The 15,032-nt window shown below is 71.5% G+C and carries 14 protein-coding genes and 1 pseudogene; 8 read left to right on the top strand and 7 right to left on the bottom strand.

Annotated features, from left to right (window positions below; all coding sequences use genetic code 11):
- Positions 1–20: 20 nt before the first annotated feature.
- The 3 genes from AB0J69_RS20100 to AB0J69_RS20090 all read right to left on the bottom strand — a co-directional run bounded on the left by AB0J69_RS20100 (position 21) and on the right by AB0J69_RS20090 (position 3,764).
- The gene (locus tag AB0J69_RS20100) at positions 21–1,940 is read right to left on the bottom strand and encodes a protein kinase (RefSeq protein WP_364118957.1); all 1,920 of its coding nucleotides are present in this window, start codon (positions 1,938–1,940) and stop codon (positions 21–23) included.
- A 35-nt stretch (positions 1,941–1,975) separates the two neighbouring features.
- Positions 1,976–3,085, bottom strand: a complete 1,110-nt coding sequence (locus AB0J69_RS20095; RefSeq protein WP_364118954.1) for a serine/threonine-protein kinase — start codon at positions 3,083–3,085, stop codon at positions 1,976–1,978.
- Between the two features lie 70 nt (positions 3,086–3,155).
- Positions 3,156–3,764, bottom strand: coding sequence for a superoxide dismutase (locus AB0J69_RS20090; RefSeq protein WP_364118951.1), 609 nt, complete (start codon positions 3,762–3,764; stop codon positions 3,156–3,158).
- Between the two features lie 615 nt (positions 3,765–4,379).
- Here AB0J69_RS20090 and AB0J69_RS20085 point away from each other — a divergent pair.
- Together AB0J69_RS20085 and AB0J69_RS20080 are read left to right on the top strand one after the other, a co-directional pair.
- On the top strand, positions 4,380–4,568 hold the full coding sequence (locus AB0J69_RS20085; RefSeq protein WP_253757104.1) for a DUF5999 family protein: 189 nt from the start codon (positions 4,380–4,382) through the stop codon (positions 4,566–4,568).
- The gene (locus AB0J69_RS20080; protein ID WP_364118948.1) at positions 4,565–5,071 is read left to right on the top strand and encodes an N-acetyltransferase; all 507 of its coding nucleotides are present in this window, start codon (positions 4,565–4,567) and stop codon (positions 5,069–5,071) included. The genes AB0J69_RS20085 and AB0J69_RS20080 overlap by 4 nt, the downstream gene beginning before the upstream one ends.
- A 350-nt stretch (positions 5,072–5,421) precedes the next feature.
- On the opposite strand, the gene AB0J69_RS20075 is transcribed toward AB0J69_RS20080, so the two are convergent.
- Positions 5,422–7,074, bottom strand: a complete 1,653-nt coding sequence (locus AB0J69_RS20075; protein ID WP_364118945.1) for a fumarate hydratase — start codon at positions 7,072–7,074, stop codon at positions 5,422–5,424.
- 62 nt (positions 7,075–7,136) lie between these two features.
- A complete protein-coding gene (locus AB0J69_RS20070; protein WP_364118943.1) occupies positions 7,137–7,844 on the bottom strand; it encodes a DMT family transporter in 708 nt (235 codons plus the stop codon).
- Positions 7,845–8,080: 236 nt separating this feature from the next.
- Here AB0J69_RS20070 and AB0J69_RS20065 point away from each other — a divergent pair, with 236 nt between their 5' ends.
- The 3 genes from AB0J69_RS20065 to AB0J69_RS20055 are packed head-to-tail and all read left to right on the top strand — an operon-like array spanning position 8,081 to position 11,379.
- Complete coding sequence (locus tag AB0J69_RS20065) at positions 8,081–9,493, top strand: PLP-dependent aminotransferase family protein (protein WP_364118940.1); 1,413 nt, start codon at positions 8,081–8,083, stop codon at positions 9,491–9,493.
- Between the two features lie 50 nt (positions 9,494–9,543).
- On the top strand, positions 9,544–10,482 hold the full coding sequence (locus AB0J69_RS20060) for a Gfo/Idh/MocA family oxidoreductase (protein WP_364118937.1): 939 nt from the start codon (positions 9,544–9,546) through the stop codon (positions 10,480–10,482).
- A 33-nt stretch (positions 10,483–10,515) separates the two neighbouring features.
- Positions 10,516–11,379, top strand: coding sequence for a deoxyribose-phosphate aldolase (locus AB0J69_RS20055; protein ID WP_364118934.1), 864 nt, complete (start codon positions 10,516–10,518; stop codon positions 11,377–11,379).
- A 54-nt stretch (positions 11,380–11,433) separates the two neighbouring features.
- Here AB0J69_RS20055 and AB0J69_RS20050 read toward each other — a convergent pair whose 3' ends face one another.
- Positions 11,434–12,606, bottom strand: a complete 1,173-nt coding sequence (locus AB0J69_RS20050; RefSeq protein WP_364118931.1) for an MFS transporter — start codon at positions 12,604–12,606, stop codon at positions 11,434–11,436.
- Between the two features lie 94 nt (positions 12,607–12,700).
- On the opposite strand from AB0J69_RS20050, the gene AB0J69_RS20045 reads away from it, so the two are divergent.
- Entirely contained in the window at positions 12,701–13,291 is a 591-nt protein-coding gene (locus tag AB0J69_RS20045; protein WP_364118928.1) for a TetR/AcrR family transcriptional regulator, read from the top strand.
- On the opposite strand, the gene AB0J69_RS20040 is transcribed toward AB0J69_RS20045, so the two are convergent.
- Positions 13,292–13,960 carry a DUF998 domain-containing protein gene (locus AB0J69_RS20040; protein ID WP_364118926.1) on the bottom strand — a complete coding sequence of 223 codons (669 nt, stop codon included), beginning with the start codon at positions 13,958–13,960 and terminating at the stop codon, positions 13,292–13,294.
- Positions 13,961–14,142: 182 nt separating this feature from the next.
- On the opposite strand from AB0J69_RS20040, the pseudogene AB0J69_RS20035 reads away from it, so the two are divergent.
- Positions 14,143–14,325, top strand: a pseudogene (locus tag AB0J69_RS20035) (TetR/AcrR family transcriptional regulator C-terminal ligand-binding domain-containing protein); the annotation flags it as partial.
- 54 nt (positions 14,326–14,379) lie between these two features.
- Positions 14,380–15,030 carry a DUF1707 domain-containing protein gene (locus AB0J69_RS20030; RefSeq protein ID WP_364118923.1) on the top strand — a complete coding sequence of 217 codons (651 nt, stop codon included), beginning with the start codon at positions 14,380–14,382 and terminating at the stop codon, positions 15,028–15,030.
- The last annotated feature ends 2 nt before the right edge of the window (positions 15,031–15,032 follow it).

Here is a 15,032-nt window from a genome sequence, read left to right as displayed (position 1 = left end):
GCTGGTCCGGGGCGGACTGATCAGCTGGAGAAGAGGGCCACGATGAGGACGGCGATCACCACGGCGGCCGCCGCGGCCACCGCCATCAGCACCAGCATGCCGTTGCGGTTGCCCGCGGGCTTCTGCTCCGGCTGCCCGGCGATGGCGAACAGGTCCGTGCCCAGCCCCTGGCTCTCGTGCGGCACCTGCTGCGGGCCCTGAGGCCCCTGCGGCATCGGCTGGTGCCGGGGCGGCTGCTGGCCGCCCGTCGGCGGCGCGGGCAGCGGGTAGACCTGCTGGCCCGGCGGTCCGTTCTTGGGCGACGGGATGCGGGTCGTGGCGACGGAGCCCTCGTCACCCGGATGCTGCGGTGGCCGGCCGTCGCCCTGCTCCGGCCCCGACGGGAACGGGCCCTTGGGCCGGGAGATGCTGACCGTACGCTCCGGGTCGTAGTCGCCTTCCGGAGCCGGCGGGTTGGCGCGCGGGCCGCCGCCCTGGCCGGCGCCGCCGGCGCCGCCGGGACTGCCCGGCGCCTGCGCCGAGAAGGGCTGCCGGCCCTGCGGGGGACGGCCCGGGGTGGACTGTGGCACGGTGGGCGCGTTCGGCCCGCGGGACGGCCCCTGGGGCCCCGAGGGGGGTGTCTGACCCTGGCCTCCGGCCGGCCGCTGCCCGGGCTGCTGCCCGCCGCCGGGGCTGTTGGGGCCGGTCGGCCCCTGCGCGCCGTACCCCTGGGTGCCAGGCCCCTGTACTCCGGGCCCCTGCGTTCCGGGGCCCTGCATTCCGGAGCCTGCTGGGCCGCCGCGTCCGCCAGGCCCTTGCGATCCCGGCGCTCCGGGATGCGGCGCGCCGGACGCCGCGGCGCCCATGCCCGCGGCGTGCGGGCTCGTGGCCTGCGGACCTGCGGTCTGGGGGCGGCCTCGGCCGGCGGGGCCTTGAGCGGGTCCGCCCTGGGCGGCTGCCCGTTGACCGGCAGGGCCTTGAGCACCTGCGCCCTGTCCGGTGGGAATCTGGGGGCCGGTCGGGCGGCCGGCGGGTCCCTGGTCTCCAGGGGTGGTGGGTTGCGGAGCGGCGAACGGGTCGGGCAAAGCGGCCTCCTGAGCCATAAGAGCCTCGGCCGTGAGCACCGGCATCTCGCTCGTCGGGGTGTCGGCGACCATGCGTAGCAGGGTCTCCGCCTTGGCAGCGCCGAGCCGCTGCCGGTAGTCCTTGTTGAGCAGCCCGTTCAGCACGGGTCGAAGCTGCCCCGCCTGCGTGGGCGGGTCGGCGCTCTCGGTGAGCAGCGCCGCCAGCGTCTCCGCGATCGTGGACCGCTCGTAGGCGGGACGCCCTTCGACGGCGAAGTACAGAGTCGCCCCGAGAGACCAGACGTCCGACTCGGGGCCGGTGTAGTCGCCCCTGGCACGTTCCGGGGCCGTGTAGCCGGGGGAGCCGATCACCATGCCCGTCTTCGTCAGCCGCGAGTCGCCCTCGGCCTTGGCGATGCCGAAGTCCGTCAGCACCACGCGCCCGTTCTCGGTGATGAGCACGTTGCCGGGCTTGACGTCGCGGTGGGTGATGCCCTGGGCGTGCGCGGCGCGCAGCGCCCCGAGCAGGTCCACGCCGATCTCCGCCACGAGCCGTGGCGGCAGCGGCCCCTCCTCCTCGATCACCTGCTCCAGCGAGCGGGCTTCGATGAGCTCCATGATGATCCACGGGCTGTTGTCCTGGATCAGCACGTCATGGATGGAGGCCACGGACGGGTGGTTGATGCGGGAGGCGATGCGGCCCTCGCGCACCATGCGTTCGCGCAGCTCGGCCCGCTGTTCCTCGGTGAGACCCGGGTCCTGGCGGATTTCCTTGACCGCCACCTCGCGCCCGAGCGCGCGGTCGCGGGCGCGCCACACGGTCCCCATCGTGCCCCGGCCGAGCGGGGTGATGAGCTCGTAGCGCTCCGCGAGCAGGCGTGTCTGCTGTTCCGGCATGAGAAGAAGATATCGATTCTCGCTTGGGAAGTGCTTTACCCTCGCTTGCGAAGTTCTCTTGGCCAGAACCGCCGAGGAAGGCACAACTTTATCACCGTAGCTTTGAAACGGGCATAAGCGGACGGAGCTGGCCGTGGTTCAACCCGCTTCCTGTGCACTCCCTCGCCTGGTTTACGTTCCTGCCGCGGCGAGGGCACGTTGAGGGTGGCCGCCGGAGGATCCGCCCTGTGCAGCCCGCGATGCGCGGGCCTGCGTACGAAAGGGGGCTGGGAGGTCGGCGACGTGGGACGCGCGGGCCTGCTCGGGGTGAGGGGCTCCTCGGCCGAGCCGCCCGCGGCCACCCGGGCCAGCATGAGCGAGGCGCGTACGGAGTCGAGCCTGGTCGCCGGGTCGATCCTGAGCAGCGCGTCAAGCACGGGAGCCAGCGGCCCCGCCTTGGTCATCGGGATCGGCTCGCCACTGGTCAGGGCCGCGAGCGCGGCGGCGGCCGTACGCCTGCCGTGCAGACCCCGGCCCTCGACGGCGGTGTAGAGGGTCGCGCCGAGCGACCACAGGTCGCCCGCCGGGCTGGCCTTCGAGCCGAGCACCCGCTCTGGAGCGATGTATCCCGCGGACCCGAGAACGATGCCCGCCTGGGTGATGGAAACGTCACCCTCGAGCGCGGCCAGTCCGAAGTCGGTGAGCACCGCCCGGTCCTCTGTCACCAGCACGTTGCTCGGCTTCACGTCGCGGTGCAGGATCCCCTTGGCGTGCACGGCGCGCAGCGCGCCCAGGATCTGCCGGCCGATCTCGGCGGCCCTGCGGGGATGGAGCGGTCCTTGCTCCTGGATGAGCTGCTCCAGGGACTTCGCCCGGAGCAGCTCCATCACGATCCACGGCCGGTCGTCCTCGGTGACCACGTCGAACACGGTGATGACCGAGGGATGCGCGACCATCGCGGTCGCCCGGCCCTCGCGCTCGGTGCGCGCGCACAGCTCGGCACGCAACTCCTCGTCGAGCACGGTGGGCAGCCGAACTTCCTTGACCGCCACGTCCCGGTCGAGCAGCTCGTCATGTGCCCGCCAAACGGTGCCCATGCCGCCGCGACCAACCGGCTCCATGAGCCGATAGCGCGCGGCGAGTAGGTAACCGGAGGGCGCACGCATGCCAGGCAGCTTACCTATTTGTGTAAACCGACCAGTAGAGGCGGGGCCGATAATTTGTTGCGAACTTAAGTCAACCCGCCTGACTCGTCACGTCAGCAAACCTCCGGGCCACATCATCCCAGTTGATGAGGCCCCACAGTTTCTCGACGTAGTCCGGGCGGACGTTGCGATACTGAAGGTAGTACGCATGCTCCCATGCGTCGAACACGAGCAGCGGCGTGGTGTTCAGCCCCACGTTGCCGTGGTGGTCGTAGACCTGCTCGACGACGAGCCTGCGGCTCAGCGGCTCCCAGGCCAGCACGCCCCATCCGGAGCCCTGCACGGACGCGGTGGCGGCGGTGAGCTGCCGCCGGAACGCGTCGAACGTGCCGAAGTGCTGGTCGATCGCGTCCCTGAGAGGCCCGTCCGGGCGGTCGCCGCCGTCCGGTGACAGGTTCTCCCAGAAGATCGAGTGCAGCACGTGCCCGGACAGGTTGAAGGCGAACGTCTTCTCCAGGCCCACCAGGTTCGAGAACTCACCCTTGTCGCGGGCCTCGGCGAGACGTTCGAGCGTGTCGTTGGCGCCTTTGACGTAGGCGGCGTGGTGCCTGGCGTGGTGCAGCTCCAGGATCTCGCCGGTGATGGCGGGTTCGAGCGCCGCGTAGTCGTACGGCATGTCGGGAAGTGTGTAGTCCCCCATGCGGCCGTCTCCTCCTTCGTCGATCTCGCTGATCTCGAAAGGGACACTATTGCAAGTCATTCGCAACTGCATCGGACTTGCGGCCTAGGTCTTCTCTTGGCAGTCTGTCGAGGGTCAGATTGGTCCCGCCGCGCGGGCGGCTTACCCCCGCCCGCGCAGGCGTTCCCGCCCGGCTTTCCCTGGAGCGTTTGCGCAGCTCACCGGGCCTCTGTGTCGATCGGCACAACGACTTGCCGGATTTTTGTGCATGATGCCAGGTAGGGGACTTTCAGGCGTACGGCAGTCTGACTGACAGGAACCCACGGGGCGGCGTCAGCGAGTTGTAAGGGTGCCGTAAGGGGGCGGGGGCATGGTTAAGGCAAGGAAGAAGGCGAGCTCCTGCCGGACAGCCGGAAGCAGACCGGAAACTGTCGGTCCCGAACGTCAGACTGAAAGCATCCGCCGAGGTCCACTACCGAAGACAGACCGCTAAGGACGTGATGAAGATGCGCCAGATCCAGGTTCGTCGCCGACCGAAGAAGTCGACCAGAGCCGCACTGGACCTTCGCACGCCGTCAGGGCGCCAGCTGCCCTTTTGAGACCCAGCAATCCGGAGCGCAATCTGAGAGGTGCGCGATGTGCAGTCACTACCCCGCTTGCCCAAGTGCCGACTCCCTCGACCGTGAGAGGTCGCACGTGATCTCGGCCCACCCCGACCAGGGCTGGAGCCTCCTTTGCAACGGCGTCGTGCTGTTCGATGACACCGGTCTGCTGCTGCCCGACGGCAGCGTGGTGGCACCGCACCGGGCCCCGGTGGCCGCGTGAGCATCTCTTGGGTCACCAGGCCGGAGGAGGAGCGAGACGTGCCGGCGATCCGCGGGATCAACCTCGCGGCGTTCGCGACCTCGCTCGAGGCCGACCTGGTCGACGCACTTCGCAAGGACCCCGCCTGGTTGCCCGGCCTGTCCATCGTGGCCGAGCACGACGGGGTCGTGGCCGGGCACGCGCTCTTCACCCGCTGCCACGTCGACGGGGCTCCCGCCCTGGCCCTCGCCCCCTGCGCCGTGCTGCCCGCCCACCAGCGGCAGGGCGCCGGCTCCGCGGCGATCATCGCCGGGCTCGACGCCGCCCGCGACCGTGGCGAGTCCCTGGTGCTCGTTGCCGGGCACCCCGCCTACTACCCTCGGTTCGGCTTCGTCCGGGCCTCCTCCTACTCGATCCGGGCACCCTTCGACGTGCCTGATGAGGCGATGATGGCGCTGGCGCTCGCCGGGGCGCGGCCGGTGCCGAGCGGCACGATCACCTACCCGGCCCCCTTCGCCCTCTGACCCGTCCGGCTTCCCGCCGACCCGCCCCCGCCGCCGCGGCTTCCGCGCCCTCGGGGCCGCCCGCCTTTGGGCGTCCGGCCGGCTGCCGTTCACGGGCTTGGCCCGCGTTCGCGTCTGCTCGGTTGCCTCCGCTCGCCTGTGAGGCGTGTTCGTGTCACCCGACCGCCGCCTCCGTGCGGACGCACGGAGGCATGGCCGGGCCGGCGGGCAGAAGCAGCCGGGCCAGCGGGCAGAAGCAGCCGGGCAGGCGCGCGCCGACCCGGCCGTTCACGCGGGGGTGTCAGCCCGGGATGGCAGCAGGGACGGGCGCAGGGGTGTCGGGTGCGCAGGCTCTCCTGGAGAGCGGGAGGTCAGCGGCGGCCGATCGACAGGACCGGGCCGGTCCTGTCGGTGAAGAAGTCGTCACCCTTGTCGTCCACGACGATGAACGCGGGAAAGTCCACGACCTCGATCTTCCACACCGCTTCCATCCCCAGCTCGGGGTATTCGAGCACCTCCACCTTCTTGATGCAGTCCTGCGCCAGCCGGGCCGCGGGGCCGCCGATGGAGCCCAGGTAGAAGCCGCCGTGCTGCTGACACGCCTCCGTGACCTGCTTGGAGCGGTTGCCCTTGGCCAGCATCACCATCGAGCCACCCGCCGCCTGGAAGCGCCCGACGTACGAGTCCATGCGCCCGGCCGTCGTCGGGCCGAAGGAGCCGGAGGCGTAGCCCTCGGGGGTCTTGGCGGGTCCGGCGTAGTAGACGGCGTGGTCCTTGAGGTATTGCGGCATCTCGCCGCCGTTGTCGAGGAGCTCGGCGATCTTGGCGTGGGCGATGTCGCGGGCGACGACAAGAGGGCCGGTGAGGGAGAGGCGGGTTTTGACGGGATATTTCGTCAGCTGGGCGAGGATCTCGGGCATGGGCCGGTTGAGGTCGACCTGGATGACGTCGTCCGAGAGGTGTTCGTCGGTCGTCTCGGGCAGGAAGCGGGCCGGGTCGGTCTCCAGCTTCTCCAGGAACACGCCCTCGGGAGTGATCTTGGCCAGCGCCTGGCGGTCGGCCGAGCAGGACACCGCGATGGCCACCGGGCAGGAGGCGCCGTGCCGGGGGAGGCGGATGACGCGTACGTCGTGGCAGAAGTATTTGCCGCCGAACTGCGCCCCGATGCCCAGCTTCTGCGTCAGCTCGAAGACCTTGGCCTCCATCTCCAGGTCCCTGAAGCCGTGCCCGGACGCCGACCCCTCGGTGGGGATGGAGTCGAGGTAGCGGGCGCTGGCGTATTTGGCGGTCTTGAGCGCGTATTCGGCGGAGGTGCCGCCCACGACGATGGCCAGGTGGTACGGCGGGCAGGCCGCGGTGCCCAGCGAGCGGATCTTCTCCTCCAGGAAGGCCAGCATGCGCTTCTCGTTGAGCACGGCCTTGGTCTCCTGGTACAGGAACGACTTGTTGGCCGAGCCGCCGCCCTTGGCCATGAACAGCAGTTTGTACTCGTCGGGGTGCCCGTGGGGGTCCTCGGCGTACAGCTCGACCTGGGCCGGCAGGTTGCTGCCGGTGTTCTTCTCCTCCCACATGGTGAGCGGGGCCATCTGGGAGTAGCGGAGGTTGAGCTTGGTGTAGGCGTCGTACACGCCGCGCGAGATGTGCTCGGCGTCGAGCCCGTCGGTCAGCACGTGGCGCCCGCGCTTGCCCATGACGATGGCGGTGCCGGTGTCCTGGCACATCGGCAGCACGCCGCCGGCCGAGATGGAGGCGTTCTTCAGCAGGTCGAGGGCGACGAAGCGGTCGTTGCCGCTGGACTCGGGGTCGTCGACGATCTTCCGGAGCTGGGCGAGGTGCGAGGCGCGCAGGTAGTGGGAGATGTCATGGACGGCCGTCTCGGTCAGCAGCCGCAGCGCCTCCGGCTCGACCTCGAGAAACGTACGCCCAGCCGCTTCGACCTTCCGCACCCCCTCCGATGTGATCAGCCGGTATTCCGTCTCGTCGGCTCCAAGCGGAAGCAGGTCGGTGTAGTCGAACTCGCCCATGTCCATCCTTTCGGTCCTCCAAGAGATTACGCGCCTCGGGAGTGACCGGTGGACCGACCCCGTCAGGCCTCGGACGGTCTGACGGCCGCCTTCGCGCTCGAGCGTTCGGCGCTGAGGCCGACCAGGATGCCGACGACGACGAGTCCGGCGCCCAGCAGGTCGTACGCGGTCGGCATCGCGACCCCGAGCACCGCCCCCGTGACGATGGCCGCCACCGGGATGAGCCCCGCGAACAGCCCGGCCCGGCCCGGGCCCAGCTTGGGCAGCGAGCTGTACCAGAGGAAGAACGCGATCACCGTGACCACGATCGCCAGGTACGTGAACCCGAGCACCTCCGGGACCGCCGGTGTCCTGAACATGCCCGCACCCTCGGTGACCAGCCCCACCACGGCCAGCATGGGCACGGCCAGCGCCGTCGAGTACGCCGAGACCCTGATCGGCCCCAGCTTCGGCAGCAGCGGGATGGCCAGCAGGGAGAAGCTCACCTCGCCGACGAGCGCCGCGAGGGCCCACAGCAGGCTCTCGGTCGTGCCGCTGCCGAGTCCGGTGGCCAGCGTCGCCCCGGTCACCACCACGCCGGCGCCGAGCAGCAGCCGGGGTGCGGGCCGCCCGCCGGCCAGCGCGAGCGCCAGCGGCACGGTGCCCAGCACGGTCCCGACCAGCGCGGGACCGGAGGCGCGGGTGGACTCCACCACGGCCACGTTGAAGACGACCAGGCCGAGCAGCGTCAGCCCGGCCAGGCAGAGCAGGTCGCGCGGCGCAAGTCGCACGAACCGCAGACCCAGCGCTCGCGTTATGACAAGCAGGATGACCGAAGCGACGAGATACCGAACAGCCTGTCCGCCGTATACGGGATACGAGTCAACGAGCCCAGCGACGCCGGCCAGCGTTCCGACGAGGAACATGGCCGCGGCGGCCCCCACGATTCCGCTTCTCATGCGAAGGATGCTAGGGAGACAATGGTTCCCGCAAACAGTCCAATGTCCCGCCAGAAGACAGGACCAATATGGCTGACCTCCATATCAAGATAAATCGCGATAAGGGGGGAATCGCCGGGCAGATCGCGTCTGAGCTGCGCGACTCCATCCGGGGCGGGCGGCTCACCCCCGGCACTCGCCTGCCCGCCACCCGCGACCTCGCCACCGACCTCCAGGTCTCCAGGGGCGTCGTCGTGGAGGCGTACGAGCAGCTCGTCGCCGAGGGGTTCCTGGTCTCCAGGGTGGGCGTGGGCACCCAGGTCACCCCCAAGAACGCCGCCCGGGCCAACTCCAGGCCGCGCAACCCGGTGCCGGTCCGGCCCAAGCCGGCCCGCCGGTCGCCGAACACCCCTGTGTGCGCTCCGTACTACGGTCATCGCCCCACCTCCCCGGACCTCAGCCACTTCCCCCGTGAACGCTGGCTGGCGGCCGTCAGGCACGTCCTGACCACCGTACCTTCCGACGCCCTCGATTACGGGGACCCCGGCGGCGTGCCTGAGCTGCGCGAAGAGCTGGCCGGCTACCTCAGGCGGGTCAGGGCCGCCGATGTGCGCCCGGAGAACCTCGTCATCGTCGGCGGCGTGGCGCAGGGGCTGAGCCTGGTCCTGCACGTGCTCACGCAGCAGCGCCCGCTCCGGCTGGCCGTCGAGGACCCGACCAGCCACCGCCAGGTGCCGCTGCTGCGGCGGGCGGGCGCGCACCTCGTGCCGGTGCCGGTGGACGAGCAGGGGCTGGACGTGCGCAAGCTGAGCGGGGACGCCGTCCTGGTGACGCCCGCACACCAGTTCCCGACCGGGGTGGTGCTCTCCCCGCCGCGCCGGGCCGCGCTGATGGAGTGGGTCTACGCGGGCAACCGCGCGATCCTGGAGGACGACTACGACGCCGAGTTCCGCTTCGACCGCGACCCCGTCGGCTGCCTGCAGGGGCTGGCGCCCGACCGGGTGATCCTCTCGGGCAGCGTGAGCAAGGCGCTGGCGCCCGGCCTGCGGCTGGGCTGGGTGGCGGCGCCGCCCGACCTGGCCGAGGCGGTCCGCAGGGCGCGGGGCGAGCTGGACCTGGGCTCCCCGGTCATCGAGCAGTACGCGCTGGCCCATTTCCTGCGCACCGGCGGCTACGACAAGCATCTGCGGCGCATGCGCAGGGAATACCGTCGCCGCCGGGACGCCCTGGTCCAGGCGCTGGCCGAGGAGTTGCCGGAGGTCCGGGTCAAGGGGATCGAGGCGGGGCTGCACGTGTACCTGGAGCTGCCGGGGCGGTGGGACGAGTCGCGTACGGTCCGGGTCGCGCAGGAGCTGGGCCTGTCCGCCGAGCCGGTGGGGCCGATGCGGGACGCGGCGGGGCCGCCGGCCGTGGTGGTGGGGTTCGCGCGGCTGCCCGCGCACAAGGCCGCCGAGGCTGTCCGAGGCTTAAAGGTCCGAATGTCAGGACAAATTGTTGACTGAGGGAGAAATGCTCGCTTAGAAAGAAAGCCGGATCCCGAATTGGAGGCGCCATGCGTGTGGGACTGCTGGGTCTGGGCCGGATCGGAGCCTTCCACGCCGCGACCCTGGCCGCGCATCCCCTGGTGGACGAGCTGATCGTGGCCGATCCCGTACGTACGTCGCCGTACGGGAGGCCCGGGGACGCGTTCGAGGCGGACGCCGTGGTGATCGCCACGCCGACCAGCACCCACGCGGAGCTCATCGTCAAGGCGTGCGAGCGGGGCATCCCGGCCTTCTGCGAGAAACCGGTGGCCGGCACGGTGGCCGACACCGTGAAGGTGCTGGAGTCGAGCGCCGGCAACCGGGTGCAGATCGGGTTCCAGCGCAGGTTCGACCCCGGCTACGTGGCGGCGGCGACGGCGCTGCGCGCGGGGGAGCTGGGCGAGCTGCACCGCGTGCACCTGGTGACGGCCGATCCGGCCCCGCCGCCCGCCGAGTACATCCCGCTGTCCGGCGGCATCTTCCGCGACTGCCACATCCACGACTTCGACATCCTGCGCTGGGTGACCGGCCGCGAGGTGGTGTCGGTCTACGCGAAGGGCGCCAACCGGGGCGCCGCGTTCTTCGCGGCGGCGGGCGACGTGGACACCAGCGCCGCGCTCCTGACGCTGGACGACGGCACGCTGGCCACCCTGCAGGGCTCGCGCTACAACGGCGGCGGGTACGACGTGCGCATGGAGCTGGCGGGCACCGAACGCACGCAGGCGGTCGGCCTCAGCTCGCGCGCCCCCCTCCACACGACGGAGGACGAGCCCAGCCCCGACGAGCCCTGGCCGGACTTCGTCACCCGCTTCGAGACCGCCTACCGCGACGAGATCGACGCCTTCCTGACCAGCGACCGGAGCCCGTGCTCGATCGAGGACGCGCTGGAGGCCCTGTACGTGGCCGAGGCCGCCGACCTGTCCCTGCGCGAGCACCGTCCCGTCGAGGTCGCGGAGGTACGGCGATGAGGGTTCGCACATGCCTGGACGGAGCGCCGCAGGGTGGCTGACTATCGCGAGCTGCGCCAGGTCAGGGCGAGGTTTCCCGAGCGCATCGCGGAGGCGGCGGCGGTACGGCGGCGCCGCCCGCTGTTCGGCCCCCGCGGCCAGCTCATGATCATCGCAGCCGACCATCCGGCCCGGGGCGCGCTGGGCGTGGGCGGCCGGCCGCTGGCCATGGGGAGCCGGGTCGAGCTGCTCGACCGGCTGATGGTCGCGCTGCGCCGCCCCGGCGTGGACGGCCTGCTGGCCACCCCCGACGTGGTCGAGGACCTGCTGCTGCTCGGGGCGCTCGACGACCTCATCGTCATCGGCTCGATGAACCGGGGCGGGTTGCAGGGGGCGGTGTTCGAGTTCGACGACCGGTTCACGGCGTACGACCCCGGGGCCATCGCCCGGATGCGGCTGGACGGGGGCAAGATGCTCTGCCGGATCGCGCTCGACGAGCCCGGCACCGCCGCGACGCTGGAGTCCTGCGGCCGGGCGATCACCGAGCTGGCCGGCGACGGGCTGGTGGCGATGGTGGAGCCGTTCTGGTCGAGCCGGGCGGGTCACGATCTGTCGCCCGACGGCGTGATCCGGGCCGTCAACGTGGCCCAGGGGCTGGGGGCCACCTCGGCGCGCACCTGGCTGAAGATCCCGGTGGTGGCCGACATGGAGCGTGTCCTGCATGCCACCACGCTGCCGGTCCTGCTGCTCGGCGGCGATCCTGGCGACACGCCCGACGTGGCCCATACCGCGTGGCGCAAGGCGCTGCGGCTGCCCGGGGTGTGCGGGCTGGTGGCGGGGCGGGCCCTGCTCTACCCGCCGGACGACGACGTGGCGGCGGCCGTGGACGCGGCGGTCGCCCTGCTGGAGCCCGCCTGATCAGGTGGAGCCCGCCTGCTCAGGTGGTCGCCTGATCGGGTGGAGCTCGCCTGCTCAGGTGGTCGCCTGATCAGTGGTGGCCGCCGCCCGCTTCGGCGCGAAGCCCGGGGCCAGCACGATGATCGCGGCGGCCAGCACCAGCGGCGCGGCGAACGCGATCCGCATGCCCGCGGCGTCCGCGATGCCGCCCACCAGGGCCGCGCCCACGATGAAGCCGACGTAGTTGAAGAGGTTCACCCTGGCGATGGCCACGCCGGTGCCCGCCGGGTCCAGCCGGCCGGCCGCCGAGAACGACTGCGGCGCCACCACCGACAGCCCCACCCCGGTCAGGCCGAACGCGACGATGCCCAGGAACTGGTTGGGGGCCAGGACGACGCCCAGGAAGCCGAGGGTGGCGATCAGGCCGCCGATCCTGACGATGACCGCGGGGCCGTACCGCCGGACGGCGAAGTCGCCGCCGAGCCTGACGGCCAGGGTGGTCGCCTGGTATGCGACGTAGGCCAGCGGGATCACCCTCGGGCCGGCCGTCAGCACGTCCTTCATGAACACCGTGTTGAAGTTGGATACGGCGGCGTCGCCGACGTACAGGAAGCCCATGGCCAGGCAGAGCGGGAGGATCGGCCGCCACGGGAACCTGCCCGCGGTCACGGTCGCCGTCTCGACCTTCTCCTCCTTCGGCGAGCACAACTTCGGCCCGGCGTAGAGCGAGCCGGCCACGGCGAAGACCATGGGGACGGCCATGACCACCGGGAGCGGCAGGTCGGCCGCCGCCGAGGCCCACAGCGCGCCGACCATGCTGAACACGCTCCACACGCAGTGGAACCCGTTCAGCACCTGGACGCCGTACCTGCGCTCGACCGCCACGCCCTGCATGTTCATGCCCGCGTCCACCGCGCCCACCGCCACCCCGAACAGCAGCAGCGCCGGCACCAGCAGCGGCACGTTCGGCGCGAGGCCGGCGAGGACCACGGCGACGGCCACCACCGGCTGCGCGACGCGCAGCAGCAGCCTGCTCCCCAGCCGGGCGGCGAACGCGCCCGCCGCCACGCTGCCGACGCCCGCGAACACGGGCACGATCAGCAGCAGCAACGTGAGGGTGCCCTCGTCGAGCTCGTGCCTGGCCTGCAGGTTCGCGACCTGGATGAGCAGCGTGGCAAAGGACAGGCCCTGCACGCCGAAGACGAAGAAGGCGGCGACCCGGGTCTGGCGATCACGCAAGGACGGCACGGCGGCCTCCTGATCGGGGGGAATCAAACGTGAGGCGCGGTCAGGTTAGCGGCTGCCAGACGCCCTCCGCCAGCACCCGGATAGGCTGCCGGGAGTGAAACGGGGCTACGCGTCCGGCGCGGCGCGCAGGGAGCGCATCCTGGCCACCGCGCTGCTGGAGTTCGCCGAGAACGGCTACCGCGGCGCGTCCCTGGCCCGCATCGCCGAGCGCGCCGAGCTGTCCCAGGCCGGGCTGCTGCACCACTTCAGGACCAAGGAGCTGCTGCTCATCGCGGTGCTGGACTACCGGGACGAGCTCGACATACGCAAGTTCGACCTCGCGCCGGAGGGCGGGATCGACGCGCTGCGGGCCCTGGTCGGCGTGGTGGAGCACAACTCCCGCGTGCCGGGCCTGGTGCAGCTCTTCTCCGTGATCAGCGGCGAGGCCGTGACCCCCGGCCACCCCGGGCACGACTGGGCCAGGCGCCGCTACCGGCGGCTGCGCGCGAACGTGGCGGCGGCGCTGCGCAGGGGCGCCGAGCGCGGCGAGCTCAGGGCCGGGCTCGATGCCGAGGCGCACGCCGACCGGCTGATCGCGATGATGGACGGCCTGCAGACGCAGTGGCTCATCGATCCGGAGCGGGTGGACATGGCGGCCGTCTTCAGGGGATACGTCGATGACCTGATCGCCCTGCTGCGGCCCTAGCTATCCGGCGAGCTGCTCGGCGGGGGCGTCCTCGCGCGCCGGCTCCGCCACGTTCAGCCGGCGCGCGGCCGCCCACACGCCGAGCGCCAGCAGCGCCGCGACCTCGGTGACGGCCAGGCCGCGCTCGACCAGCCCGAGCGGCATGACCCGATACCACGGCAGCCCGTTGCCGGCCCCGACCAGCATCACCGCGCCGATGCCCACCACCCACAACACCGAGCAGATCCCGAACCCGAACGCCAGCAGCGTGGCCCGGGACCGCTCCCGGTGCCGCCACGGCCGGGCGATGACGACCGCCGCCAGCGGCAGGCACAGGAAGGCCACGAAGCTGCCCACCCGGTGGATGCTGCCGCTCGTGCTCGGCCCGACCGACCAGTCGTGCTTCTCGAACCAGGCGGTCAGGAACAGCCCGACGCTCCACCCCATGAGCGCGAGCGTGCCGAAGATCCCGGCCAGCCTCTTGCGGGCCAGCGACACCCCGATGGCGACCGAGCCCGCCGCCAGCAGGCCCACCCCGAGGCCGAAGAGCCAGCCGTCGGGCCCGAGGCCGTGCTCGCTGATGGTCCGCCTGAGCGGGTTCATCTCGTCGAGACTCGACAGCTCCAGGCCGAGGATCACCGCTACGCCCGCGCCTGCCGCGCCGAGACCCCATCGCGCCGGTTGATGCACGCACACCTCCCCTTTGCCGGGAATAACGGCCGTGCGCGGGGATGGATTCCTAAGAAAATCCTTAGAAAACAGGGCGTTCAGGTCAGCGCGCGCCGGATGAGGTCGTCGCTGAGCCGCCGCAAGGCCGGAGCCGGCCGCCGAGCTGCGCGCCAGGATCATCGGGCCGCGCCGAGCCGCTCCGCTCCGCCCTCCGCTCCGCCCTCCGCTCCGTGCTGGCACGCGGCGCCCTGCCCGCGGACGTGGACCCGGAACCGGCCGTCGGCCTCGTCTTCGGCGCGATGTGGTACCGGTTGCTCGACCGCCACGCCGAGGTGAACGCGGAACTCGCGGAGGAGATCGCCGGACTGCTGGCCAGAATCCGCTGACATCGGCCCATTCGGCACGAGCGAACAGGGCGAGCGCCGGATATCGTCAGAAGTGTGAACGAACGCGCGGGATCGTGGTTGCCGAAGCTGCAGGAAGTCGGGGAGCGGCTGGCGGAGGAGTGGGTGCAAGCCCGCCGCCCTCCGGCGCCGAACGACATACCGCAGCCGCACGAGCTGCGCGCGTCCGACGCCGACCGCGAACGCATCGCCCAGGTGCTGCAGGACGCGCACGCCGACGGGCGGATCACGCTGGAGGAGCTGGAGGAGCGGCTCGGGGTGCTCTACGCCGCGCGCACGCTCGGTGAGCTGGCCGCGCTGACCACCGACCTGCTGCCCGCCGAGCAGCAGCCGCTCAACCTGGACGGCCGGCCGGTCTCGGCCATCTTCAAGAAGGAGCAGCGCGGGGGCCGCTGGGTGGTGCCGGCCGAGCTCGGTGTGACGGCCATGTTCGGCACGACCAAGCTGGACTTCAGCGACGCGATCCTGCAGAACCGGCGGATCATCATCAACGCCACCCTGGTCTTCGGCGGGCTGGAGATCCGCGTGCCGGAGGGGCTGGAGGTGATCAGGGTGGCCAAGGACAAGACGGTCCGCCTGACCAAGCAGCCGACCGAGCCGGGGGCGCCCGTGGTGGAGGTGCGCACCACGAACTTCGCGGGCGAGGTCAAGGTCAAGGAGCCACCCCGCCGCAAGCGCCGCCGCTGATC

It is taken from the genome of Nonomuraea sp. NPDC049709 (genome assembly GCF_040674815.1).
Classification (GTDB): Bacteria; Actinomycetota; Actinomycetes; order Streptosporangiales; family Streptosporangiaceae; genus Nonomuraea.
Note: the sequence above shows the minus strand (reverse complement) of the source record. Positions and strands in the feature narration are given on the sequence as shown.